The sequence below is a fragment of the Candidatus Poriferisodalis sp. genome (assembly GCF_965215815.1).
Classification (GTDB): Bacteria; Actinomycetota; Acidimicrobiia; order Acidimicrobiales; family Poriferisodalaceae; genus Poriferisodalis.
In genome coordinates this window covers 357,195-381,255 of the sequence record NZ_CBDCEO010000013.1, presented here as the reverse complement: position 1 = coordinate 381,255, position 24,061 = coordinate 357,195, and the positions used below count along the sequence as shown (strand labels likewise).

The window sequence follows — 24,061 nt, the reverse complement described above, 5'->3', positions numbered from 1 at the left end:
AGGGAAGAGACATGGGATCAACAACAGCCGACGGTTCAACGAACGGGCAGCTCGAGCGGAGCGGCACGGCACCTTGGGAGCGCGGCGACGACCGCGGGACTTCGGCGGATGACGCACGGCAAGCGAAGAGCACCAAGAGCGGCAAGAGGAGCGGCAACGGGTCGTCGTCGGACCGGTCGAAGGTGTGGATGCTGCTGGATCGATCGGGCTCAATGTCGGGTCGGGAGGCTGCCGTCGTCAAGGGTGTGGGTCGCTTTATCGCCGAGCAGGCGGCTGAGCCGGGCACATGCCGGCTCACGGTGGCCCAGTTCGATTCGGAAGCGCCGTTTGAGGTACTCGTTGACGACGTCTCGGTGCACAAGGCCGATCCGCACGCCCTCGAGCGGTACGAGCCGCGGGGACTGACGCCGCTGTTTGACGCTGTCGCGAGACTGATCGGTGGTGCCGACCAGCGGATCTCCCAGCGCGCCAAGGCGGGCAAGAAGCCCGAGGATCAGACCTTGGTCATCGTCACCGATGGTCTCGAGAATGCCAGCACCGATTACTCAGCAGCCGACATCCACAACCTCATCACCAAGCGGCGGGAGCAGGGCTGGGCGTTTGTGTACATGGGCGCCAACCAGGACTCGTACTCCGAATCGGCGCGCCTGGGGTTCGACGCCCGGAGCGTGCAGAACTACGAGGCGTCCGACGAAGGCATCGACGAGGCCTTCGCGTCGGTGAGCCGTGCACAGCGAGATCGGCGCACAATGTCGTCTGTCGGGCTTGCGGCAAGTCAGGACGACTACTTCGGTGGCGTCCGCGAGGCCGAGGAAGGGATGCGGCGTCGCGGTAGGGGGGACTAGCTCCGGTCGTTGCGCTTGGCCAGCCCGGTCGTGGTGTACGGCGGCAAAGTACGATCCGCGACGGGGCTGGACAGAAAGAGAGAATATGGACGTCGACTATCCGATTATCTCCGCCGACTCGCACATCGCAGAGGCGCGCAATTGCTACACGGACTACATCGATCCGAAGTGGCGCGATGTCGCGCCACACGTCGAGTGGACCGAAGAGCGGGGTGACGTCTACGTCATCGACGGCATGAAGCGCACAATCGACATGGGGCTCATTGCCGCTGCGGGCCAGAAGCCCGAGGAGCTGAAGCGCAGCGCGGCGTACGAGGAGTTGCCGCGCAGCAGCTACGACTCCACGACCCGCACTGCCGATCAAGATCGAGACGGTGTCTCCGCTGAGGTGATCTACCCGTCGGTGGGCATGGTGCTGTGCAACCACTCCGACCCGGACTACAAGAAGGCGGCGATGGACGCCTACAACCGGTGGATCGCCGACTATTGCTCGGTCGATACCGATCGGCTGCTGGCGGTCGGGCAGACGGCGTTGCGCTCAGTGGAGGAAGCCATCGACGACATCACCGCGATGGCTGAAGCGGGTATGCGCGGCGTGATGATGTCCGGCAACCCGCACACCGAGTTCGACTTCGACGATCCCCGCTGGGACCCGTTCTGGCAAGCCGCCGTCGACCTGGGCCTGCCGGTGTCGTGGCACATCCTCACCAGTCGCGGCCAAGGCCGGACACGCGGTCCGAAGGCCAACGCCTTCATGACCATCATCCGGGCCAACCAGGACATCATGGGCACGCTGGTATTCGGCGGCGTGTTCGAGCGCAACCCCGGACTGAAGGTCGTCTGCGTCGAAGCCGACGCTGGCTGGGTGCCGCATTACATGTATCGGATGGATCACGCCTACAAGCGGCACCGCTTCTGGTTGCCGCCGGGACAGGAGCTTTCGAAGCTGCCGAGTGAGTACTTCAGCGAGCACATCTACACCACATTTCAGGACGACTGGGTGGCGTTCAAGATGGTGAACGACGTCAACCACCGACGCCTGCTGTGGGCGAACGACTTTCCGCACTCCGACAGCACGTGGCCGTGGAGTCAGGAGCTGCTCGACGAGCACTCGGCGCACCTCACGATCGAGCAGACCGAGGACATCCTGTGCAACAACTCGGCCGAGCTCTACGACATCGACTTGTCGAGGCTTCCGGTCGGCGGCGACCGGCTTGCCGCTGCCTCAGTCTGACCGGTAGCAAACGGGCGCCTGATCCGTCGCGATGAGAGCTTGAGCGCGCCCAATTCACGTGCCCTGCGCGCCCCAGGCGTCAGCAGGCCGAGGGCTACCGTGGACAGCGTGCGCCGCGCGCGTACGCATCCTGCGAACGAGGAGCCTTCAACAGTCATGCAGAGCCACGAAGTCGACTACGAAATCTTCGGCGACGACATGCAATTCGTCGAGGTCGAACTCGATCCCGGCGAGACCGTTGTCGGCGAGGCCGGCACGATGATGTTCATCGAAGACGGCATCTCGTTCGAGTCGGTCATGGGCGACGGGTCCGAGCCGGACTCAGGAATGTGGGGCAAGCTCAAAGGCGCCGGCAAGCGCGTCATCTCCGGCGAGTCGCTGTACCTCACCCACTTCACCAATACCGGCGCCGCTGGCAAGGCCAAGGTCGGGTTCGCAGCGGGCTATCCGGGCAAGATCATCCCGGTGGATCTCGCACAGATGGGCGGCGAGATCATTGCCCAGCGTGACGCTTTCCTGTGCGCGGCCATGGGCACCAAGCTCGACATTGCCTGGCAGCGCGGCGTCGGCACCGGGCTGTTCGGCGGCGAGGGCTTCATCCTCCAGCGTCTGTCGGGTGACGGGATGACCTTCCTGCACGCTGGCGGCTCGATCAAGGCCGTTCAGTTGAACAACCAGACCGTCAGGCTCGACACCGGCTGCCTGGTCGCACTGCAACCGTCGCTCAACTACACGATCGAGCGGGCGGGCAACCTCAAGTCGATGTTCTTCGGCGGGGAGGGCCTGTTCCTGGCGACCGTGTCGGGCACAGGCTGGGTATGGCTGCAGTCGCTGCCGTTCGAGCGACTGGCGTCGCGGGTACTTGCCAACGCGGCAGGACCGGCGTCGGACGACTCACGCGGCATGCTCTCAGGGTTGTTGGAGCGCAGCTAACGCCGCACAGCGTTCTTGCCGGCTGTCCTGTTCGTGTAGTCGCCATAGGGTCGCGGACATGCAGCTGACATCGGGCCGCATCGACGTCGACGACCTGGCCGACGCGCAGGAGGCATTTCACTCGCGCGGCTGGACTGACGGTCTACCCGTGGTACCGCCCACCGCCGACGCGGTCGCGGCCTGCCTGGACTGGGCGATGCTGGAACCGGACCACCTCATCGGCATCGAGCCCGTGCGAGCCCGGGCCATCACTGCGGAAAAGGCCGCCGTCAACGCTGTGATGGCGGGCTGTCTGCCACCGCACTTCCCGGTTGTCGTCACTGCGCTCACCGCCATGTTGCAGCCGGAATTCGGCCTCCACGGGCCGACGGCGTCGACCGGCGGCTGCGCCGTGCTGCTGATCGTGAATGGCCCCATCCGGCACGAGCTGGCGATGGACGCCACCTTCAGCGTGCTCGGAGGAGCCGACCGGTCGCGGGCGGTCATCGGCAGGGCAGTGCGCCTGGTGCTGACGAATGTGCTTGACGTGCGACCTGGCGGCATCGACCGCTCGACTCTGGGCCACCCCGGCAAGCTCGGCTACTGCATCGCGGAAGACGAGGAAGCAACCGGGTGGGTGTCGTTGGGCGATCAGCGGCTCGGCACCACGACCGCAGAACGCGGCCAAGTGTCGTCGGTGACAGCGGTGGCATCGATGGCACCCCGCCAGATCATGAACGAGTGGACGACCGACCCGGCCGAGCTATGCGAGACCATCGCCGCAGAAATCCGGGCCAATCAGCTCAACTACTCCATCTGGCCGGGCAACTATGCGGTGGTGGTGCCGCCACAGCTGCGGGAGCACTTCGACGCGGCCGGCTGGGCGAAGGACGACATCGCACAATGTGTGTACGAGCGGGCACGGGTGCGACGGGGCGACTGGGCTGCCGTCGGCAAGGGAGCTGTCGTCAAGGACCGGGCCGAACGCGAGTACCCCGGACTCGAAGCGCCAGAAGACCTCTTGATCATCGCTGCGGGAGGACCTGCGGGCGGCTTCGCCGCTGTCATCCCGCCGTGGCTGGGCACTCGCAGTCACGCCGCCACCGTCGCAGTCGGTGCCTGCGTCGACTGCGAAGTGCGCTGAACCTGTAACCCGCGACCCCACCGACCGTGGGTCGCGCAAGACTCGCAGCATGAAGGACAATTCCGACCCGCAGCAGCCGAAGCACGCCTACGGCGGTTTGCTCAACGAACTGCCGGAGGAATACCTGGCGTCAGTCGAGGACTACCACCGGATGGCGTATGCGGTGGTCGGCGAGGCCCGACGTGTCGCGACAGGTCGGTTCGGCCTGCGGAGCCTGACTGCGGGTTTCGGCACCCCAATCTTCGACGTCCCCATGGCCCGAGCCGGTGAGATGGAGTGCCGTGTATGGATTGCAGGCGACGAGCTGTACGCCGAAGAGGGCGGCGTGCAGCGCAGCATGCACATCACCACGCTGGCGGCGGCAGCCGCTTTCGTGGGTGTCTCCCCAGGGACGGAAGCTCGAGAGCCGGACAGTCCTGAGCTTGGTGATGCCGAGCGCTGGCTGCGGGTCAGTCCCGAGGTGGGTGCGCACCTCGAGTCGTGGTTCCGACTTGGCAACGACGTCTTGGACCAGCTGGGGGCATTGCCAGGCGCCGTTGACGCCGACGAGGTTCAGCTGTGGCCGGGGCACTTTGACATCGCAACAGCAATCGGCGATGCCGAAGGTGGAACCCGAGCCACGTACGGCCTGTCACCGGGCGACACAGCCCATCCGTACCCCTACGCGTACGTCGGACCGTGGAGCGAGGTGGATCGCGCCGACCCCTACTGGAACGAGGCCGCGTTTGGCGGAGCTTCGCTTCCGTACAGCGAGATGTTCGGAACAGCGCATCCCGCCGACGCTGCGTTCGAGTTCTTGTTTGCCGGCTACGACAGCATCAACGGCTGACCTGCCAACCAGAGTGGCCCGTCCCGCGCTGAGCATGCCCATCGGAACTGTCCTCGTGGCAGCATGTACGCAGCCGGGAGCTAGCGGGGGCGCGATGCCGCCCAAGGAGGCTTGACGTGGAAGTGCTGAACCCGACCCACGAGCAAGACGCCGCTGGGTTCGCGGCGCCGGCGCGGCTCGCCACTCTGAAGGGCGCCACCATCGGCATCATCTCCAACGGTAAGGAGAACACCAGGCCGTTCTTCGACCACGTCGAACGCTTGCTTCGCGACCGCCACGGCGTTGCCAAGGTGATCCGGCGGATCAAACCCAACTACAGCGCGCCCGCGCAGCACGAGTTGCTGGCCGAGGCCATGGGCTGGGACGCCGTGCTGGCCGGCGTCGGCGACTGAGGCAGTTGCTCGTCGTGCAGTCTGCACGACGCAGTCGCAGTCGAGCGGGTCGGAATTCCCGCCGTCAGCGTCATGACCAGCGCCTTTGTTGATGCTGCAGAGTTGATGGCGCGCGTCCAAGGTGTGCCTGAGCACCCATTCACCGTCATCGAGCATCCGATAGCGAGTGCTGACAGTTCGGGACTTGAGGCTCGCGCCGAAGCAGCCGTCTCGCAAGCCGTCAAAGTACTCCTTGCCCACTAGCGTCAGCCCACTCCCGCCCTCCGGCGGACCGAGCATCGGCTCGCTCGAAATGAAGCAAACGAACCCCAAGGACAGCTGATCATGGTGCAACCCATTCCCGACGACTACCCCCGTGTCTCCCCGACACTCAGCGTCGACGGCGCTGCCGAGGCGATTGACTTCTACATCAACGTCTTGGGCATGACCGAACGGATGCGCCTCGATATGGGCGGCAAGATCGGCCATTCCGAGCTGGTGCTGGGCGAATCGCTCATCATGGTGGCCGACGAGTTCCCCGAAATGGGATTCGTTGGGCCCAAGAGTCTCGGCGGGACGCCGGTCCACATGAGCGTCTATGTAGAAGACGTGGACGCCATTTTCGCTGCGGCACTGGCAGCAGGCGCCATCGAACTGCGTCCCGTCGAGGACCAATTCTATGGCGACCGATCCGGGCAGTTCGAGGATCCGTGGGGCCACGCCTGGAACGTCATGACGCACATCGAGGACATCGATCCCGAAGAAATGGCGCGCCGGACCGAAGCCGCCATGGCCGAGATGGCCGAAGGCTCATAACTCTCGGCTAGAGCCGTTCGGGGTCGCTTCGGGACGACCTGGACTACTGCGCCGCGCCTTGCGCGCGCCTGCCGACCAGTGCCACCGGTGCGGCCGACACAGCGAAGAGCAATGCGGCGATTGCCAGCGCCACCGGCACCGTCACCACTTGCGCCACAGTGCCCAGCGCTAGACCGATCGCTACCTCTCCCACCGCTTGGGATTGGCCGACGAATGAGACGACGGTGGCGCGCACCGACGAGTCGGCATGGCGATTCGCCATCGCTTCTGTCAGCGAGTACGCCGTCTCGCCCGCGACGTCGAGGACTGCCCAGCCGACCAGAGCAACGGCGAACCACGGACTCAGCGCCAATACCACGGCGCCTACTGCGGCAATGGCCAAGAATCGTGCCAGCAGAATCGCATCATGCCGAGCCGATCGCTGGTCGGCCTGCGAGCGCTCAAGGTGACCGTGGAGCCAAGTCATCATTGGAATCGCCAGCGCAGACATCACGAACCAGGCGGCGCCGAAGAACAGCACCGCCCCACGACCATCGAGCTCAGTAAGGCCGAGATCGAACAGCCGCAAGGCGGACAGTCGATCGTTGGCCTCCCACGCCCCGGCGGCGATGGCCGCGGAGATGGTCACTGCAAGCAGCGATGGATTGCGGCGGACGAGGCGTGCGCCCCGTTTCCACAATGTGACGGCGTCCGCCCAGGCGCTGGTGTGCTGAATCTTGGGGGCGCCGCCCCCCTGAACTCGTCGGCGAGGTGACTCGAAGCCAGCTTCGGGCATCGTGATAGCCAGATAGGCAGCCGCAGCGACCGCAAGCATGCCCATCGCAGCCATCGACCCCCGAATCGACCAAGCTCCCATTGCCGTGGCAGCGGCCAATCCGACCATGACGCCTACCGAGCGCCAGATGGCATGGCGCACGATGAGCTGGTCAGTTGTCCGGTCGGGCCAGTCGCCGCCGTCTGTGTCGTCGCCGCCGGCTGTCTCGCGATCTTGCTGGGTTGCTCGAGCGGGAACGGGTGGCAGCGCGCCGATTCGGTAGGTGCGGGCTGCGAGCGCCAACTCATCGGTCATCCAGGCCGTGGCGGCACCACTCTGCAGTGTCCAGCCGATGCCCCACAGCACCTGCCAGACGATGAGGACGCCGAACAGCTCTGTCACCGGGCCCAGCGCCATCGCCGTGCCCATCACCACATAGGCGGCGACGACTGAGTATTTGCGGCTGTAGAGGTCGGCGATCACGCCGGTCGGCGTTTCGGCCACGAGGATTGACAGCACAAGCGCGGTACCCAGCACGGCGAGCCGGAAAGGGGACAGCCGCAGATCGACGACCCACCACACCATCGCCGGCAGGCCCCATGCGAAGGCCAAGCCTTGCACGCCACCCGTCAGCAGGAACAGCCGATCCGGCCGATGCCGCACGACGCCGCAGCCTACGAACAGACCCACGGGAGGAGTTGTAGATGACCCCCCGTCAGGCCGCGGCCGCCGGACGCGGCAGCGGCTGAGCTGCCGGTCTCGTTCATCGCCCAGACACGGCCCAGAAATCCCGGTTCCAGGTCTCGTGGCGACATAGAGTCACTGGCCGCACGTTGCATGCATCAGTCGCATGCACTTTCATAAAGGACTTCAACATGCAAATGCAGAGCGATGCTGCAACAGCAACGCCACCGCCGCTCTTCGGCCAATTTCTGGAACGATGGTCAGAGGAGTTCTATTTCCTCTTCCGGCTCTTCTTCGCGTTCTTCGCATTCCTGCACGGGATCCAGAAGGCGTTCCTGCTCTGGGGCTTTCCCGCCGACCATCCGCTGGGTGTGAAGGTCGACATCGCTGGCTGGGTCGAATTGATTGCCGCGATCTTGATCGCGACGGGGTTCTTGACCCGACTCGCAGCAGGCGCGCTCGTCGTGCAGATGATCTGGGCGTACTTCGACGTGCACGCCCCGAATGGCATCTGGCCGCACATCTTCCCGGCTGGCGCTGGCTTCGGCGGCCACGGAGGCGAGGTGCCGCTGCTGTGGTTCGCCATCGCCGGAATCATCGGTGTCCTGGGCGCCCGCAAGTACAGCCTCGAGCGCAAGCTCCTCGGACGCGAACTGCTGTAGACCCGGAGCGCTCGCGGTTGCACGACGGCCTCCCGGCAACGGGGGCCGTCTTTGTTGCGTCGACTACGTTGCTGCAAGGTAATCGGCTAGCGAGCGGTGGACGATGCGCGAGTACGTGGTGTTCGATCTGGAGGCGAACGCGGACCGCTCCAACCCGCCGGCGCATGAAATCATCGACATCGGCGCCGTATTGATCGCCGACGGCGCGGAGACTGGTCAGTTCGAGACGCTGGTGCGGCCGACCCGGCCGCTTCGTCTGCACACACGGAATCTCACCGGGCTGACAGACGACGAGCTGGCGCGAGCTCCGACGCTTGGCGAGGCGCTGCGTCAATTCGCTGCATTTGCCGGCGACCGGCCGCTCATGGCGCACAACGGCTTCGGCTACGACTACCCGTTGCTGGACGCGGCAGCAGAGCAGACCGGCCTGCCCACGATCGGCGGCCGGCGACTTGACACATTGGAATTGGCACATGTGGCGTTTCCACGAGCCGGCCAGGAAATTGTCCGCAACGTCGACGGCAGCTCCCCACCAAAGGGCCGCAACCTCGATGATCTCGCCCAGTGCTTGGCGGGCCGAGCGCCGCGCGATGTCCACCGGGCGCTCGGCGATGCGCGCTTGCTGGCGGCGGTTGTGCCGCATCTGCTGTCGGTCCTCGACGAGGACGATGCGGGGCGTCGTCTCCAACGCTGGGTCTTGGGAACGGCAGGTCATCCGTGGACTGAGTTCTTGACCTCGATTGGCCAGTTGGCCGACCTGTCAGATGTTGTGCCTGACGTTCGCTTGCCTGAACCCGAACATGGATCCCATCCCGTCGAGCCCGAGCGCGCTGCGGCGATGCTGGACGAGGGCGGGGTGCTCATGTCCCCCGGCCGGCGACCTCGGCCTCAGCAAGTGCGGATGGCTCGGCGGGTCTCCGATGCCCTGTGTTCCGGCACGCGTCAACTCATCGAGGCCCCCACCGGCACGGGCAAGACACTCGCCTACTTGGTGCCTGCCATCGAGCACGCTCGCGACACGGGTCGCGCCGTGGCGATCGCGCCCCACTCGAAGGTCCTCCAGGACCAGATCATGCTGACCTTGGACGGCCTGTCGGAGGAGCTGTCGCCATTCAACGCGGTGCTCGTCAAGGGGCGAGACAACTACCTGAGTCTGGAGGCCCTCGCGGGCGAACTCGACGCACTGGCCGAGCAGGACTCGTCGAACACTGACGCTGACCGTGCGCTGGCGCTGGCGATGGTCTGCGGCTGGGTGTCGCAGACGCCGACGGGTGACTGGGACGACTTACGGACCTGGACGCTCAAGGGCCCACATGCCGCCATGGCAGGCCTGCGGTTGGTGCTATCTGCCGAGGGTCGCGTGGGCCCCGCGCGAACTGCAATCGAGCGTCTCGAATTCCATCGCCGAGCTCGTAAAGGGCTGCGTCATTGCCACATCGCTGTGCTGAACCACGCACTGGTGGTCAGCGACGAGGAATGGCTCGACGACGTGAAGCTGCTGGTGCTCGACGAGGCGCACAACTTGGAGGACGCTGCCACCGATGCGCTATCCCAGGAAGTCAGCGCGTGGGACTTGGTTCGACTGTGCGACGCACTCGATGACCCCGTCCGACGACATGGGACCGTGCACCGGCTTGCTCGCGCAGCTGGCTGGCCGCTCACGCATGAGCATCTGGACGGGTTACGACGCGCTGTCAAGGCCGTGCGTGGTCAGGTCTCAGAATTCGGCAAGCAGGCAGTGCATTACCTGCGCGTACGGACAGCGGCGAGTCCCGGCGACACCTACCCGGTCGCCTATCGCCTGCGCGTCGGCACTGACACGGCGCATCCGGACTACTACCCGGTGCTGCAAGCAGGCCGCGAGCTAGCCAGCGCGTTGCGCGGCGTCTCTGGCGCGCTGAACGGCATCAATCTGCCCGAACAGATGCAGGGCCGGTACCGCCGTGAACGCCTTGAGCGAGAAATGCGCCATCTCGGAGGGCTCGCCCGATCCTCTGCCAAGACTGTCCGTCGGGTGGTGCACGCAGATGAATCAGATCAGGCGGCTCCGGACGGCAGGGGTGCAGCCGCCGACACCGCTCGCAGCTCTGCCATTGGCAGCCCCGAGTCTGAGACGTGGATTGCCATTGCAGAGATCGCCTTCACGGATGACGCTTGGACGTGGGCGCTGCGCCGCTCGCCGGTCTCGGTGGCGGGCGCACTTCGCACCCGCTGGGCTTCGCTCGACGCAGCCGTGCTCACTTCGGCCACGCTCGCTGTGCGGGGCAGCTTCGATCACATCATCGGTTCGCTCGGCCTCGGAGCGATACAGACGTTGGTGCTCCCCAGCCCCTTTGAACGACTGCCTCTCAATCACCTGCTGGTGCTAACCGACTACTTGCCAGCGCCGAGGGCCCGGTTGATCGACGAGTTCACTCATGCGGCCGTGCAGGAAATCGGTCGCCTGCTGCTGTTGAGCGACGGTCGAGGCCTTGTGCTGTCGACCGCACGCGCTCGCATGGAACGCACACGCGACCACCTGCGCCCGGTGCTCGAGTCATACGGCATCCCCTTGCTGGCCCAGGGCGACGCGCCGGCACCCGCACTCGTCGAGCGGATGCGGTCCGAGACCGCTACGAGTCTGCTGGCGCTGCGATCGTTCTGGGAAGGCGTGGACATTCCGGGCGAGGCGCTCAGCCTGCTCATCTTGGAAAAGGTGCCGTTCGACTCGCCAGCGGACCCGATTGTCGGAGCGCGTATGGCGGCTCTCGAGGATCGCGGCAAGGACCCGTTCGCCGACTATGCGGTACCGCGTGCGGCGCTGAGGTTCGCGCAGGGTGCCGGCCGCCTGATCCGGACTGCCGATGACCGGGGTGTCACCGTGGTGCTCGACAATCGTCTGTGCCGGGCGACTGCGTACCGGGACCAGTTGCTGGGCACGCTGCCCGGCCCGCCGACGACGAAACAGGCCCGCCAGCCCGAAGAGGCATACCGATTGATCGCTGACCACCTCGGTGATGTGGCATACGACGAGGACAAGCGCGCAAAGCTGATGGCAGTTCCCAGCATCGACCCTTGGGAACATCTCGATGCGCTGCGCCTGACGCCCGAAGAGGCACGCGATCGCGGGGTGGTCACCGCCCGTTTGGAACAAGTTCGGGAGGAGTTCGGCTTTGAGTCTTGGCGGCCGGGCCAGCTCGAGACCATGACACGCTTCATCGCTGGTGAGGATGTGCTTGCGGTGCTTCCGACTGGATCGGGCAAGAGCATCACGTTTCAGATACCGGCACTGCTGCTCGAAGGGATCACGCTGGTGATCTCACCGCTGGTGGCCCTCATGAACGACCAGGTGGGTAACTTGCGTGACCGCGACGTCACGCGTGCCGCAGCCATTCACAGCGGCATCGGCCAGAGCGAATGGCGCGACGTGCTGAGAGGCGCCCAGCGGGGCGACTACAAGCTGCTCTATGTCAGCCCGGAACGACTGTGGTTGCAGGAGTTCGTCGAAGCGCTCTCGGCCATCGGCGTGGCACGCATAGCGGTCGACGAGGCCCATTGCATCTCCCAATGGGGCCATTCATTTCGCCCGCCGTATGCGCGCATTCCCGCGGCTCTGAACCGGATCATCGAGGCGGCGCAAGGCCGGATTGGCGAACGGCGTCCGCCGGTCCTGGCGGTCACTGCCACGGCGAATAGGCGAGTGAGAGACGACATCATGAGCTTGCTTGAGTCGGCTGGCGACCAGCCGATCGTGCAGTCGCCGGACCGCCCCGAGCTGCGCTACTACACCGAGCGGTGCACAGATCGACGAGACCGCGACGTTCGAGCGGCGCAGATTGTCGATGCCCACCGGTCGCAGGCGGCAATCGTCTACGTGCCGACTCAGCGCGACGCCGTGCGCGTGGCAGGACTCCTGCAAGCCACCGGCCACCTCGCGCGGCACTACCACGGTGCCATGGAAACAGCCGCCCGCCAGCATGTCGAGGACGCGTTCCGGCACGGCGAAATCGATGTCGTCGTGGCCACCAAAGCGTTTGGCATGGGCATCGACAAGCCCGATATCGCACTCATCGTCCATCTGGAGATGCCAGCGACCATCGAGGAATACGTGCAGGAGACTGGCCGCGCCGCACGCGGTGCGGGCCAAGCGGGCATGCCCCAGACCGGCTCCGCCGTGCTGCTCACCATGCCCCATGATTGCTCGATCCACCGCCGGTTCGTCGACAGTGCCGCACCATCGATCGCTCAGATCCGTCGCGTCTGTGATCGACTCCGTTCGGGTCTTGCGGCCTACGACCCTAAGGAAGTGGTCTCAGATGACGAAGGCACCGACAGCGACGATTTCGAGGCTGCATTGGCAATGCACTACCTCGAGGAGGCTGGCGCATTGCGTCGCCACCCAGACACCGCTTGGCACGGACGCGTCACGCTGCTCGAGGACTCGCGGCAACGACTCGAGGAACTGGCGGTCGGGACGGACGGCGAAGCGTGGGCCGAATTGGTGGCCCGCAGCGAGCAACTGATGGAGCAAGCCGAAACCAGCGACGGCCACTACGAGGCCGAAGCCTGGGCACGGGCGCTGGGACGGAGCGCATCCGATATTGTGACCGACCTCTTGGAACTGCAACGCAAAGACATCGTCGGCTTCAGCGTGTGGCGTTACGCATGGGTGCTCGAACGCTTCGATGTGGAGCCCGACTGGGCCTCCATCGAGGAACGCGCTGATCGCCGCCGCAACGAGGTCAAAGCGAAGTCTGAACGGGCGCGGCGTTTCGCTCACCCGAACAACAATTGTCGGGTTGCCGCCATGCTCGACTATCTCGACGCTGCCAAGGCCAGCGGACGTTCCGTGCCGAGCGGCCAGGCTCAGACCGGTTGCAGTCGTTGCGACCATTGCGTCGATCTGCCACGGCCCTGGGCGGGCAGTCATCTCACCGAAGCTGGGCTTCAGCGGGCGCTGCCGGTACGCCGCATAGCGCTCAGCCTGCTCCACGATGTTGACGGGCATGGCTTCTCGCGCCGCAACATCGAACGGACGCTTGCCGGGGATGTGTTCGGCAGCGTTCCGCAGCTACGTCCGGGCCAAATTCGGCAAGATTCGCTCGCTCAAAGTTCCGGCAATGAACATGGACGAAGACCTGTCCCGAAGGACCTCGCTCAGCATCCATCCGCCGGCCGCTTGGTGTTCGTGAGTCGCGCCGGGGTCACCGAGATCATCGACCAACTTGTGGAAGAGGGCCTCGTCGAGCTCATCTCAAGCGAGCTCGAGGGCACCGCTTACGACCAGCTCACGATCACCGAAGCGGGGCGAGGGTTCCTGTAGCCCAACAATGATCGGGACAACTAGCGTGATCAGTTGTCATGGCTTTCATGCAGCCCGAGAACATTGCCAGCCGCAATGATGTTCCTCAACGACTGCAGACGGTCGCTGGCTTTCTGCGCGATCTCGTTCCAGACGATGTCACCGTTTGGCTCGAAAGAACGGGTGACGGCGAGTCGGCTGCGTTGCGGCGCGAATTCGAGAACGCTCCACGCTCGGACGACGATGGCGACTGCTACCTGGTGGTGCTCGACCCCTCCTGCGGTATCGCGGTTGTCGAGTCACCGACGCTTAGCCAGGTGCGGTCATGGGGCCGTCGCCGCACTGCGCTGAATCAAGACTTCGTGCGCATAGAGATTGCGCAGCGCGTCACGTCACTGCGCGACGAAGCCCGCCGGCTCTCGCTCGAGGCATTGCCCGTACGTCATGTCCTCGGTTTGCCCGATGTGGAGCGCGTCCAGGCATCGAAGCTCGAAACGCGCTCGCCGCTGTTGAGCGAGGAGGACTTCGCGCAAGGCAAGCTCAGTGATGCGCTGAGAGATGCCATCGGCGGCGCCGTGTTGCCGCTCGCGTCGCCGTCGTCGGCTACCCATCGCATCGAGGGATCCGATGCGCAGTTGCACACTGCAGCCGCATCTCACAGGCGCTCGCTCGACACAGCGGGAGTGACCGCTGCGCGGGCTGCGGTGAACCCTGATGTGGTGATCAAGACGCGCCCACACAAGCTCTTCAAGCCCGTCGACCCCTCAAGCGAGGACGTCATACGCACGCTCGACCGCGAACAGGAGCGCCTGGCCCGGGGTCTCGGAACGGGCTATCGCCAGATCCGAGGGGTGGCGGGCAGCGGCAAGACGCTTGTGCTCACCTACCGAGCGCGCCACATCGGTGAGCTCTTTCCCGAGTGGCGCATCCTGCTGTTGTGCTTCAACCGCCCGCTCGCGTCCGCATTGAGAGCTGAAATGCGTGACGTGGGCAACGTCACTGTCTCGACCGTCGACCGGCTTGCATACCGATTGCTCAAGGAAGCGGACCGGCTCGAAGAGAACGCTGCGGGTCCCGATTTCGACGCTCGCCGACAGGCAGCGACCGAGGTAGCTGCTGGCCTGCCGCCTTCGGCGCGTTACGACATGGTGTTGGTTGACGAAGCGCAGGATCTGGGAAGCGAGGGCTTGGATCTAGCGTGGGCCATGCTGAAGCCTGAGCGTGACCACTTCGTGGTCGCGCTTGACGGAGCTCAGCGCATCTACCGAGGCAAGCGTCGCTGGAATCCTCCGGGCACGACGGCCCAAGGCCGCACGAAGGTGCTCAAACGCAACTACCGCAACACACGCGAAATCCTCGACGCAGCACTCATGCAACTCGGGGATGCGGTTCGGCGGGTCCGCGACGATGAGGAGTCCGACGAATTCGACGTGCTGGTGCTTCCGGAGCGGGCGATCCGGCGCGGCAAGTTGCCCACTGTGCTTGTGTGCGACAGCCTGCACTCAGAGGTAACGACCGTCGTCGAAGCAGTTGCAGAACTGCGGGCTCAGGGCGTGCCGCCCGACGACATAGCTGTCCTGTCGGGCTGGAGAGATCTGCGCCAGGACGCGATTCGGCGTATCCCTGATTCCTTCGACGTGCAAGCACACCGAGACGAAGCGGCGTCGGCCGAGGGCGTCGTTCGGGTTGCGACGCTCCAGTTGCTGAAGGGTCTTGAATACCGGCACGTCATCATCGGCGGTGCCAATCACATCTGGGTGGACGATGACGACGCCGCGGAGCAGGACCGTCAGCGGCGACGGCTTCTCTACGTCGCCATGACGCGCGCCAGCGAGACGTTGACGGCCACATATTCGGGCAACGGCATCATGAGCGCCATGGACGCGTTCCCGCAACTCAACTGACTGCCGGCCGGGCCCGACCGCTGACCCCATCATCACGGCTGTCGCACCATTTCACCGCACGGCAATGCCGGCGGTTCCTCGCAACCGCCCCACCGCAATTCGTCCCGCTACGGCAAGATGGTCAAGTTGGTACGAACCACTATGAAGGGGACGTAGCCCATGTCATCACCGGCAGGCAGTCCGCAATCAGCTCATCGCATTGACGGAGCGACAACGGCTTTGACGCCGGGCGGCTGCGCGGACGAAGCAGCTCAGTTCGAGGAGATGGGCCTGTCGGCGGCCTGGTCATTCGAGGTCTCCCATGACCCGTTCCTGCCGCTGGCGCTGGCGTCGGAGCGAACCGAGACCATCGAGCTCGGCACGGCTATCGCTGTCGCGTTCGCTCGCAACCCGATGACCTGCGCGGTGACGGCGTGGGATCTGCACCGGATGAGCGGCGGGAGGTTCATCCTCGGCCTCGGCACCCAGATCAAGCCCCACATCACCAGGCGATACAGCGAGCAGTGGTCACGGCCCGCCGAACGGATGCGGGAGTACATCGAGGCGGTGCGGGCCATCTGGCACACCTTCGAAACCGGCGAGCGGCTCAACCACCGCGGCGAGTTCTACACCCACACGCTCATGACGCCCTTCTTCAGTCCAGGCCCGATCGGAATGGCGCCACCAGCGATCTACGTGGCCGGGGTCGGACCCCGCATGGTCGAGGCCATCGCCGCATGAGCGAATGCTTGACAGTGTCGTTCCGCGGAGCAAGTGCGGCAGTTGGTGCGTTGACATCGGCGAGTGCGTTCCGCCCAGCGGAAATACCAGGCCTGCTGCGCGATGCGACGCGATACTGACCGGGCGATGACAGCCCTGCATGGTGGCCCACCGGTTAAGCACCTGCACAACTACCACGAGCTCACGTTCAAGCTGATGGACGATCCGACTCGCTGGCGCGAGCGTGTCGTCGAGAAGATCGTCATCGAAGACGCTGACGACGTGCGCGTTACTTCGTCGTATCAGATTCGCCTTCCACTGGGCCTCGTCCAAGAGGTATGGCCTAGTTGCGGTAGTGGTGATCTGGTGCGGATTCTGCTCCCGTTGACGACCCGTCCCAAGGGTGTGCTTCTTGATGTCGATCTCAAGGGCACCGAGGGACACCACTGTGCTCTGTTGCTGAAGCACCAACTGGCTCGATTGCAGGCCAATTTCGTCCTTTGGGTAGCCAATGCTCCCCCCGGGGAAACTCTGGCATCGATGGACGCCGATGAGGTCCTCTATGCGATCAGTGCATACAGCCCTGCGATTTGGAATCAGCACGTCGCCGAGTTGCGCAATGAATCCCCACAAACGCTCGCCGAGTACTTGAAGTTCGGACTCCGTCTCGACGTAAGGTTGGATGACGTGCGGCACTGGTCAGAACTCGTTGCTCCGGCCTCCGAGCTACTGGCGGCATCGATGGGTACACCGATCGATCTTCAGTCCGCAGTGGTGCACGTACCGAGGTGCCTGCCATTCGTTGAGCACCGACCGGCGACTGTCGACGACGTCTCAGATTGGCTTGGCCGTTTCTGCCTGTACGTGGAATCTGTCGATGCTCGGACGCGGTCGATTGTTGCTGCGTATGGTCAACGTTGGGATGTCATGATCGACACGGTAGTTCCGGTCGATGTGCCGACCAAGATCCAGCTGGGCACGAAACGGCCGTGGCACGACGTGGCCGTCGAACGCCCGGCAAGACGGCGGGCACCGGGTGTCATCACCCAGCGGGTCATGTTGGGCGATGCACAGTCCGGCCATGTAGAGGTCCACCTCGTGGACCACGGCGCTCGCATCGTTGGCCCGCCCGAAGTCGTTGACACTGAGGGAAGCGTCATTGGTATTCCGCGAGTTGATGCGCTTCGCATGACCGACGACAAGCTCTCGATCTACGTCGCCGGGGAAGACGCTCCCGCCTACGTCGACCTGAGCGTCAGGCTTCGCTTGCGCACGCCGATGCATTGGCTCTTGTGGTTGTTGACGCTCGCTGCCGCCGCATCTCTTCCGCTCGTCGTCGCGGCAGATAGCACTGTCTTGCTCGACGAGAGCGCGGCGCTGCTGCTGTTGCCTTTGGCCGGTGCCGTTCTCTTGGCGCGACCGGCGACGGGTGCCGCCGAGCGGCTACAACGCAGGTTGAGAGGAGCGCTCGTTGGGACGGTGGCCTTGATCCTGCTTGTATTGACGGTGCGGCTAACGCTCGCGGTCTTGCTGTCTGGAGATGAGGTCTCAGCGAAGAGCGGAACTGCGTGCCCGCTTGCCACGTCCACGCACGACGTGGCGTGTGTCGTTGTCGACGGTGTTACACCTGCTAAGTACCGTAGTGAGTAGCAACACAACGGCCTGTACGAGTCATCACGGCCTGAGCCTTGCGATTTCACATGAGGCACCGGCGATTCGGTGTCAGCCCGAGTGAGGAGTCAATCGTGACCCGCAGCAAGCAACATCGATTGATCGACGACCAGGCGCGGCGCGGTCAAGTAACGCGAGCCAACCTGTGGGTGAAGCGTGACTTGTCGAGCGGTCGCTTTCTTGAGGCCAAGAAGAAGGGTGGTTCGTTCAAGGGAGTGCGCCGCGAACGCTGAGGACGCCCGCTTCGCGGTTGACGCGCCCGAAGGGCTGCGGAGGCGTGACGACGGGACGCTGGCGTGCTGGTGGGGCGAAGGCCACGACGACTACAGCGCTTATCACGACACCGAGTGGGGCGTGCCGGTCACCGACGATGTACGGCTCTACGAGAAGATGTGCCTCGAAGGCTTCCAGTCCGGGCTGTCTTGGCTGACGATCCTGCGCAAGCGGGAGAACTTTCGGGCGGCCTTCAGCGGATTCGACTTCGAGGCGGTGGCTCGCTTCGGTGACGCCGACATCGAACGGCTGCTGAGCGACGCAGGCATCGTGCGGCACCGCGGCAAGATCGAAGCCACGATCAACAACGCCCGCGCTGCACTCGACACCATCGGGACCCACGGCAGCCTGGCGGCGTTCTTCTGGTCGTTCGAACCTGGCCCGGAGGCGCGGCCAGCCGTTGTCGATCACAAGACGCTCGAATCGATGGCGACCACGCCTGAATCGACGGCACTGAGCAAGGCCCTGCGCAAGCTCGGCTGGCGTTTCGTCGGCCCCACCACCTGCTACGCCTTGATGCAGGCCTCGGGAATCGTCAACGATCACCTCGAGGGCTGCCACCGCCGTCCTGCCACTGAAGCGGTCCGCACCGCGCTGGTCCGACCGCGAACTGCGTCAACCAATGAGATGGCCGATAATTCCTGATTCTGGGATTCCGGAATTGGTGGTCGCGCAAGGGCGGGAGACACACCGAGGTCGGTCAGGTTCGCCGTCAGTCTGAACCGGGGGCGATGATGGTGTCCACCATCGACACGGTCATGCCCGTGACTCGTTGGGGCTGGCCGGCGAAGACGGCCGCCCGCTCAGGCGACGCTGCGAATTCCTCGTATGCGGCTTCGTAGTCGCCGGGGTGGCTGGCTGCCCAGACGAGCTGATTGTTCTCACGGTCGGCATACATGAACTCGACCTTGAATCCAAACTTCGCCCGCACGGCGATGATGTTGGGGAACCACTCGAGTAACGAATCCATCTCGCCCTCGACGACGTCGTAGCGGCGCAGTTGTGTCGCCATGTCGGCTCCTTTCGCACGCGGAATGCCGCGATCTTGGCCTGGGCGGTTCGGGCCCGTTCGGCTGCGGCGCCGCCCACCGTACTGTCGCCATGACCAGCACAACCGACTGCGAGTACGCCAACACCGACCCATTGGCCGTGCGCGATTCGGGGCAACCAGCTACTAACCGCCGTTGGGTTCGACGGCGACGACGCCGTCCTCGGTCGCAAGGTGGGTCATGGGAACGTCGTGGGGTTCAGCAGGCAGCCGGTCAAAGATCAGCTCACGAGGTGCGATCCCGATCCGGGGGCTCTCAGCAGGCAGTCTGGCTAGTAGCTCGTCGAAGTAGCCGGCACCGTGGCCGAGACGCGTCCCGGCTCGGTCGAAGGCCATCGCCGGTACGAGGGCCAGCGCGATGTGCCGGGGCTGCAGCTCGAATGCGCCGTCAGTCGGCTGTGGGAAGCCGAATCGGTGCGGTTCCATGGCGCCGACCGCCAGGTGCAGCGTGAGCGGACCGTCCGGGGGAGTCCGCGTCACGGCGAAGCGTTGCCAGCCCAGCGCATCGGCGAGGCCGTCAAGCGAGAGCTCCTGCGGCATCGCCCGGTAGAAGAGAATCAGCCCGTTTCCGAGAGACGGAGCGCCGCCGACCCGGTCGTTCCAGGTGACATCGACAGACTCGATGAAGCGGCACAGACTCGCCACGATCGAGGCAGTGGTGCCAGCATCGACGTGGGTCTGCCGATCGCGCAGCCAGCGCCGCCAAGTGTCCTTGGATGCTCCCGCAGCAGGGGGCTCGCGCACCTCGCACACGCTAGATGCAACAGTTCCGACCGATCGGACTGAGGCGGCGGGCGCCAGCGGGGCGTCAGCGGGGCGACAGTCAAGACCGCTGTCACGGTGCAGAATTATCACATCTTCGATCTCAGCGATCACTCGGCGATCTGGGACTGACAACGGGAGCACGGTGCCTGCTGGCTTGCAAATCATCACGCGGCAGGGGCATCCGGATTTTCTCGATCTGCCATGGGAGCAGCCGCTCGAGCGTTGGAGCGGCACGACGGACCGGCTGATCAGTGTCCGCCGAGGACTGAGCCGTCACGTCGTGCGTATGGTCTCCTACGACGGCAGGGTCTACGCGCTCAAGGAAACCGAACAACGGCTCGCAGAGCGCGAATATCGGGTGCTTCGACAGCTCGAGGACTCGCGCCTGTCCGCGGTCAAAGCAGTTGGTGTCGTCACCGGCCGCCGCAGCCGCTATGGCCAGGATCTCAAGTCGGTGCTGGTCACCCGGTTCTTGGACTTTGCCCTGCCGTACCAGCACCTGTTTCGCACCACCGCGACCTCGTTGCTGCGCGATCGCCTGCTCGATGCCGCAGTCGTCCGACGGCTCTCGGCTGCGGATCCGGCCTGTGGTGCTCGAAGAGGGCCACGCACACTTGCGATTACGGCGATTGACGGGTCTTGAAGTCCAAGAGAACCAGGCACGGACGCTGCTCAATGCGGTCGACGCGTACGGGCTGACGCTCGAACGCGAAGCAGGTCATGTGCTGCCCGAGGCCGTGAAGGCCTACCGGTGGCTGTCCGAGCGGTACGAGCCGGTGATTGCTGCGATTCCCGACCGGTATCGGGACCGTCTCGACGACGCCCAGCTGATCTACGAGTTCATCGAGCATCGGTTTGCGCGCTCGAAAGCGGCTGGCCGCCAGGTTGAGAACCCCGAGGCAATGGTCACCTTTGTCGACGAGGTGCTTGAGCGACTGCCTCGAGAGCGCACGCTCATCGATCACGACGGAGGCAACGACCCCAGCGATGTCTTGTTGGGGGCGCCTGATCTGGGGGCACCGGTGCCGGGGGTGCATGAGGCACTCACCCCAACCGAAGGCAAGGCGTAAACTGCGCGCAGTGGGAATCGGGGAAGTCACACTTCCGCCGCTGTACGAGCGTCCGCCTCGGCCGTTGGCCATGACGCGCTGGCTGGTCACCAGGTATTTCTGGTGGCAGAACGCGCTCTGGATTGTTGTCGGCGCGGCGACCTGGTTGTGGCTGACGCCATCGCTCGACCGCTTCGCTGAACCTTCGGTGTGGGCGGTCGCGCTGGTGTATGCGCGCAACGTCGGGCTCATGATCGTCATCGTCGGCGGTTTGCACTGGTGGCTATACATGCGGCGTTCCCAAGGGACGCAACACAAGTACGACCAACGATGGCTGTCGGTCGGACGGCGGCCGTTCCTGTTCCGGCATCAGACACGCGACAACGTGTTCTGGTCGCTGGTGAGCGCGTGTTCGATCGCAGCGCTGTACGAGTCGCTGATGCTGTGGCTGTATGCCAACGACCTGATCTGGACGATCCCGGCCCGCAGCAACGTCCTCTATGCAGCGGCGCTGACGTTTGCCTTGTTCCCGCTGGTGTCAGTGCACTTCTACGCCAACCATCGGCTGCTGCACACTCCGCGCTTGTACCGCATGGCGCATTCGCTGCATCACCACAACGTGAACATCGGTCCGTGGACCGGCGTTGCCATGCACCCCGTTGAGCACGTGCTGTATTTCTCAGCGCCGCTCATGTTCCTGTTGATTCCGGGCAACCCGTACCTCGTGACGCTGACTGCCATCTACCTGCTGCTGTCACCGGCGCCGTCACACTCGGGCTTCGACCGCTACGTCGTGGCCGGCAGGCGCACGATCGCAGGCGGCGACCGCTTCCACACGCTTCACCACCGTTACTTCGACTGCAACTACGGCACGTCGCTGGTGCCCCTGGACAAGTGGTTCGGCACGTGGCACGACGGCAGCGACGGAGCGACCGAGCAGGTCAAGCAGCGCCGAGCACAGAAGGCGAGCCGGCGCTAGGCGATCGTCTCGGGTTCGGTCGTGACCAGCAGCTCGGCCACCGACGCGGTGTTCGGCAGTCGCAGGATGGTAGCGACCGTGTGAGCAAGGTCGTCCGCCTGGATCATGATCGAGGGGTCGACGCCGAATTCTGCAGTCATGTCGGTCTGCACGTAGCCAGGACACACTGCGGTGCAGCGGATCCCGTCTCCGAACGTCGCATGGCGGACCGAATGGTGCAGCGACATCGCGGCGTGCTTGCTCATGGCGTAGCCAGGAGCGAAGGTGCCGCGCACCCGCTTGCCCGACATGGAGATCACGTTCACGATGCGCCCTTCGCCGCTGCGACGCAGGTGCGGCAGCGCAGCCCGGATCATGCGGAACGGGCCCTTGGCGTTCACCTCCCACAACAGATCGAGGGTTTCCTCGGTCAGCTCGTCGAGGGTGTCGGTCGAGGCGACGCCAGCGTTGTTGATGAGGCAGTCGATGCGGCCATGGGCGTCGAGCGTCTCGGCGGTCCAGCGTTGCGCGCCGGCTCGGTCCGTCACCTCGTAGTGATGCAGGCTCACCTCGGGAGCACCGCTCGAAGCGGTCCGATACGCCGCGGCCGACTCCTCGAGCGACGGGAGGTCGCGAGCCCCCAGCGACAGCGCCCAGCCGTCGGCGTGCAGTGTCGCGGCGAGTGCCGCGCCGATGCCTCGGTTGGCTCCGCTGATCATCGCCACGCATCCGGTGATGTCTCGCATCTCGCACCCCTTCCGGCGGGTCATCCGGGCATGCTCCGGTGCCCCGCAGTAGCGTTCCCAAACGGTCCCGGAGCGGATCCCGCACGCCGACGGGGAGGCTAGATCGATGGTGCAGAGTTTGTCGGCGGGCAGCGAGGGGAACGCATACCTCCCCGGCACGCCCGAGCGCGATGAACTGGCTCGCCGCACCATCAGGGTTCTGCAGCTCGGCGTCATCCCTGGTGGGCTCGCCATGACGGCATCGTTCTCCGCGGCGACCTTGATTGCGCAGCAGATGACCGGGGACGAGTCGAAAGCTTCCCTCGCGGCCGTGTGCCTCAGCCTCGGCGGCACGCTTGCCGGCATCCCGCTGGCCGCCGTCATGGCACGCCATGGGCGCCGCGCCGGACTGGCCGGCGGCTATCTGATCGGCGCTGCCGGTGCCGCCATCGCGATGCTGTCGAGCTTCGTCGGGCGCTACTCAGTGCTCGTTGTGGGGATGGTGATGATCGGCACAGGCCAAGCTGCCAACTTGGCCTCCCGCTACGCGGGCGCCGACCTGGCGACCGACGAGACCCGCGCCCGGTCAATCAGCCTCGTGCTGTGGGCGAGCACCATCGGATCAGTACTCGGGCCCACGGTGGGGTTGGGGGCGAAGAGCCTGCTTGCCGACAGCGACTCCCTGAGTGGATTCGCGTTGCCCTATGTGCTGGCGCTGGGGCTCTTCTTGATTGCGGCCCTGAACATTTCCCGGCGGCTGCGCCCCGATCCACTGCACGTAGTGGCGGTGGACGCGGGGTCGGCGGGGGTGAAGCTGCCGAGCCTGGCTGAAGCGGGGCGCATCTTTGCCCACCCGGTGGCCTCGATCGCCCTCATCGGGATGATGCTGTCGCAGGCCGTGATGGTGGGCGTGATGACGGTGTCGCCGATTCACATGTTCCAAGGCGACCAGAACTCCTTCATCATCGGCATCATGCTGTCGCTGCACATCGCCGGCATGTTCGCGTTCTCGCCATACGTCGGGTGGTTGGTCGACCGGGTCGGCGGCCAGATCATGATCGTCCTCGGTGCGCTCGTACTCGCCGTCGGCGCTGCGACCGCCGCCAATACCGAGGCTGAGCACGCCACTGGCTTGCTCTCTGGGCTGTTTCTTGTCGGAATCGGCTGGAGCTGCTGCGTGGTCGCCGCGAGTTCGCTGCTGACTGCCTCATTCCCGGTCGAGCGGCGTGTGGGCGTACAGGGCACCGCCGACGTGCTCATGACGGCATTCGGCACTGCCGCCGGGGTGAGTTCAGGCTTGGCGGTGAAGCACCGCGCGTACTCCGATCTCGCCAGCTGGGGTGCCTGGGTGGCCGTGGTGTTGGGCATCGCGGCCGCGTTCATGCTGGTTCGGAACTTTCGAGTGACCGGGCGCCTGACAGCCTGATAAGCAGCGCT

22 protein-coding genes are annotated in these 24,061 nt (G+C 65.0%); 18 read left to right on the top strand and 4 right to left on the bottom strand.

Annotated features, from left to right (window positions below; all coding sequences use genetic code 11):
* The first annotated feature begins 11 nt into the window (after nucleotides 1–11).
* The 7 genes from ACOOHB_RS11660 (at nucleotide 12) to ACOOHB_RS11630 (ending at nucleotide 6,151) form a co-directional block, all read left to right on the top strand.
* A complete protein-coding gene (locus ACOOHB_RS11660; protein WP_420445009.1) occupies nucleotides 12–845 on the top strand; it encodes a vWA domain-containing protein in 834 nt (277 codons plus the stop codon).
* 85 nt (nucleotides 846–930) lie between these two features.
* On the top strand, nucleotides 931–2,079 hold the full coding sequence (locus ACOOHB_RS11655; protein WP_420445008.1) for an amidohydrolase family protein: 1,149 nt from the start codon (nucleotides 931–933) through the stop codon (nucleotides 2,077–2,079).
* A gap of 156 nt (nucleotides 2,080–2,235) precedes the next feature.
* A complete protein-coding gene (locus ACOOHB_RS11650; RefSeq protein ID WP_420445007.1) occupies nucleotides 2,236–3,012 on the top strand; it encodes a TIGR00266 family protein in 777 nt (258 codons plus the stop codon).
* 58 nt (nucleotides 3,013–3,070) lie between these two features.
* Nucleotides 3,071–4,135 carry a hypothetical protein gene (locus tag ACOOHB_RS11645; protein WP_420445006.1) on the top strand — a complete coding sequence of 355 codons (1,065 nt, stop codon included), beginning with the start codon at nucleotides 3,071–3,073 and terminating at the stop codon, nucleotides 4,133–4,135.
* A gap of 49 nt (nucleotides 4,136–4,184) precedes the next feature.
* Nucleotides 4,185–4,964, top strand: coding sequence for a hypothetical protein (locus tag ACOOHB_RS11640; protein WP_420445005.1), 780 nt, complete (start codon nucleotides 4,185–4,187; stop codon nucleotides 4,962–4,964).
* A 116-nt stretch (nucleotides 4,965–5,080) separates the two neighbouring features.
* A complete protein-coding gene (locus tag ACOOHB_RS11635; protein WP_420445004.1) occupies nucleotides 5,081–5,599 on the top strand; it encodes a UGSC family (seleno)protein in 519 nt (172 codons plus the stop codon).
* A gap of 81 nt (nucleotides 5,600–5,680) precedes the next feature.
* Nucleotides 5,681–6,151 (top strand): VOC family protein, encoded by a 471-nt coding sequence (locus ACOOHB_RS11630; RefSeq protein WP_420445003.1) that lies wholly within the window; start codon nucleotides 5,681–5,683, stop codon nucleotides 6,149–6,151.
* A gap of 43 nt (nucleotides 6,152–6,194) precedes the next feature.
* Here ACOOHB_RS11630 and ACOOHB_RS11625 read toward each other — a convergent pair whose 3' ends face one another.
* Nucleotides 6,195–7,595: a hypothetical protein gene (locus ACOOHB_RS11625; protein WP_420445002.1), complete on the bottom strand. Its 1,401-nt coding sequence runs from the start codon at nucleotides 7,593–7,595 to the stop codon at nucleotides 6,195–6,197.
* Between the two features lie 185 nt (nucleotides 7,596–7,780).
* Here ACOOHB_RS11625 and ACOOHB_RS11620 point away from each other — a divergent pair, with 185 nt between their 5' ends.
* The 7 genes from ACOOHB_RS11620 (at nucleotide 7,781) to ACOOHB_RS11590 (ending at nucleotide 18,724) form a co-directional block, all read left to right on the top strand.
* A complete protein-coding gene (locus ACOOHB_RS11620) occupies nucleotides 7,781–8,251 on the top strand; it encodes a DoxX family protein (RefSeq protein WP_420445001.1) in 471 nt (156 codons plus the stop codon).
* Between the two features lie 103 nt (nucleotides 8,252–8,354).
* Entirely contained in the window at nucleotides 8,355–13,553 is a 5,199-nt protein-coding gene (locus ACOOHB_RS11615; protein ID WP_420445000.1) for a RecQ family ATP-dependent DNA helicase, read from the top strand.
* 38 nt (nucleotides 13,554–13,591) lie between these two features.
* Nucleotides 13,592–15,436 carry a DEAD/DEAH box helicase gene (locus ACOOHB_RS11610; protein WP_420444999.1) on the top strand — a complete coding sequence of 615 codons (1,845 nt, stop codon included), beginning with the start codon at nucleotides 13,592–13,594 and terminating at the stop codon, nucleotides 15,434–15,436.
* Nucleotides 15,437–15,595: 159 nt separating this feature from the next.
* On the top strand, nucleotides 15,596–16,156 hold the full coding sequence (locus ACOOHB_RS11605; protein ID WP_420444998.1) for an LLM class flavin-dependent oxidoreductase: 561 nt from the start codon (nucleotides 15,596–15,598) through the stop codon (nucleotides 16,154–16,156).
* Between the two features lie 126 nt (nucleotides 16,157–16,282).
* Complete coding sequence (locus tag ACOOHB_RS11600) at nucleotides 16,283–17,785, top strand: hypothetical protein (protein ID WP_420444997.1); 1,503 nt, start codon at nucleotides 16,283–16,285, stop codon at nucleotides 17,783–17,785.
* 95 nt (nucleotides 17,786–17,880) lie between these two features.
* A complete protein-coding gene (locus ACOOHB_RS11595; RefSeq protein ID WP_420444996.1) occupies nucleotides 17,881–18,039 on the top strand; it encodes a hypothetical protein in 159 nt (52 codons plus the stop codon).
* Between the two features lie 34 nt (nucleotides 18,040–18,073).
* Nucleotides 18,074–18,724: a DNA-3-methyladenine glycosylase I gene (locus tag ACOOHB_RS11590; RefSeq protein ID WP_420446903.1), complete on the top strand. Its 651-nt coding sequence runs from the start codon at nucleotides 18,074–18,076 to the stop codon at nucleotides 18,722–18,724.
* A 67-nt stretch (nucleotides 18,725–18,791) separates the two neighbouring features.
* Here ACOOHB_RS11590 and ACOOHB_RS11585 read toward each other — a convergent pair whose 3' ends face one another.
* Together ACOOHB_RS11585 and ACOOHB_RS11580 are read right to left on the bottom strand one after the other, a co-directional pair.
* Nucleotides 18,792–19,091, bottom strand: coding sequence for a hypothetical protein (locus ACOOHB_RS11585; protein WP_420444995.1), 300 nt, complete (start codon nucleotides 19,089–19,091; stop codon nucleotides 18,792–18,794).
* 162 nt (nucleotides 19,092–19,253) lie between these two features.
* Nucleotides 19,254–19,871, bottom strand: coding sequence for a 5-formyltetrahydrofolate cyclo-ligase (locus ACOOHB_RS11580; RefSeq protein ID WP_420444994.1), 618 nt, complete (start codon nucleotides 19,869–19,871; stop codon nucleotides 19,254–19,256).
* Nucleotides 19,872–20,034: 163 nt separating this feature from the next.
* On the opposite strand from ACOOHB_RS11580, the gene ACOOHB_RS11575 reads away from it, so the two are divergent.
* From ACOOHB_RS11575 to ACOOHB_RS11565, 3 genes are read left to right on the top strand one after another with little or no spacing between them, the layout of a single operon-like run.
* Nucleotides 20,035–20,535: a hypothetical protein gene (locus tag ACOOHB_RS11575; protein ID WP_420444993.1), complete on the top strand. Its 501-nt coding sequence runs from the start codon at nucleotides 20,035–20,037 to the stop codon at nucleotides 20,533–20,535.
* Nucleotides 20,438–20,962: a DUF4032 domain-containing protein gene (locus ACOOHB_RS11570; protein WP_420444992.1), complete on the top strand. Its 525-nt coding sequence runs from the start codon at nucleotides 20,438–20,440 to the stop codon at nucleotides 20,960–20,962. Before ACOOHB_RS11575 ends, ACOOHB_RS11570 begins: the two co-directional genes overlap by 98 nt.
* A 10-nt stretch (nucleotides 20,963–20,972) precedes the next feature.
* A complete protein-coding gene (locus tag ACOOHB_RS11565) occupies nucleotides 20,973–21,920 on the top strand; it encodes a sterol desaturase family protein (RefSeq protein ID WP_420444991.1) in 948 nt (315 codons plus the stop codon).
* On the opposite strand, the gene ACOOHB_RS11560 is transcribed toward ACOOHB_RS11565, so the two are convergent.
* On the bottom strand, nucleotides 21,917–22,669 hold the full coding sequence (locus ACOOHB_RS11560; RefSeq protein WP_420444990.1) for an SDR family oxidoreductase: 753 nt from the start codon (nucleotides 22,667–22,669) through the stop codon (nucleotides 21,917–21,919). The two genes, ACOOHB_RS11565 and ACOOHB_RS11560, sit on opposite strands and share 4 nt — an antisense overlap.
* Nucleotides 22,670–22,751: 82 nt before the next feature.
* Here ACOOHB_RS11560 and ACOOHB_RS11555 point away from each other — a divergent pair, with 82 nt between their 5' ends.
* Nucleotides 22,752–24,050 carry an MFS transporter gene (locus tag ACOOHB_RS11555; protein ID WP_420444989.1) on the top strand — a complete coding sequence of 433 codons (1,299 nt, stop codon included), beginning with the start codon at nucleotides 22,752–22,754 and terminating at the stop codon, nucleotides 24,048–24,050.
* Nucleotides 24,051–24,061 lie beyond the last annotated feature (11 nt).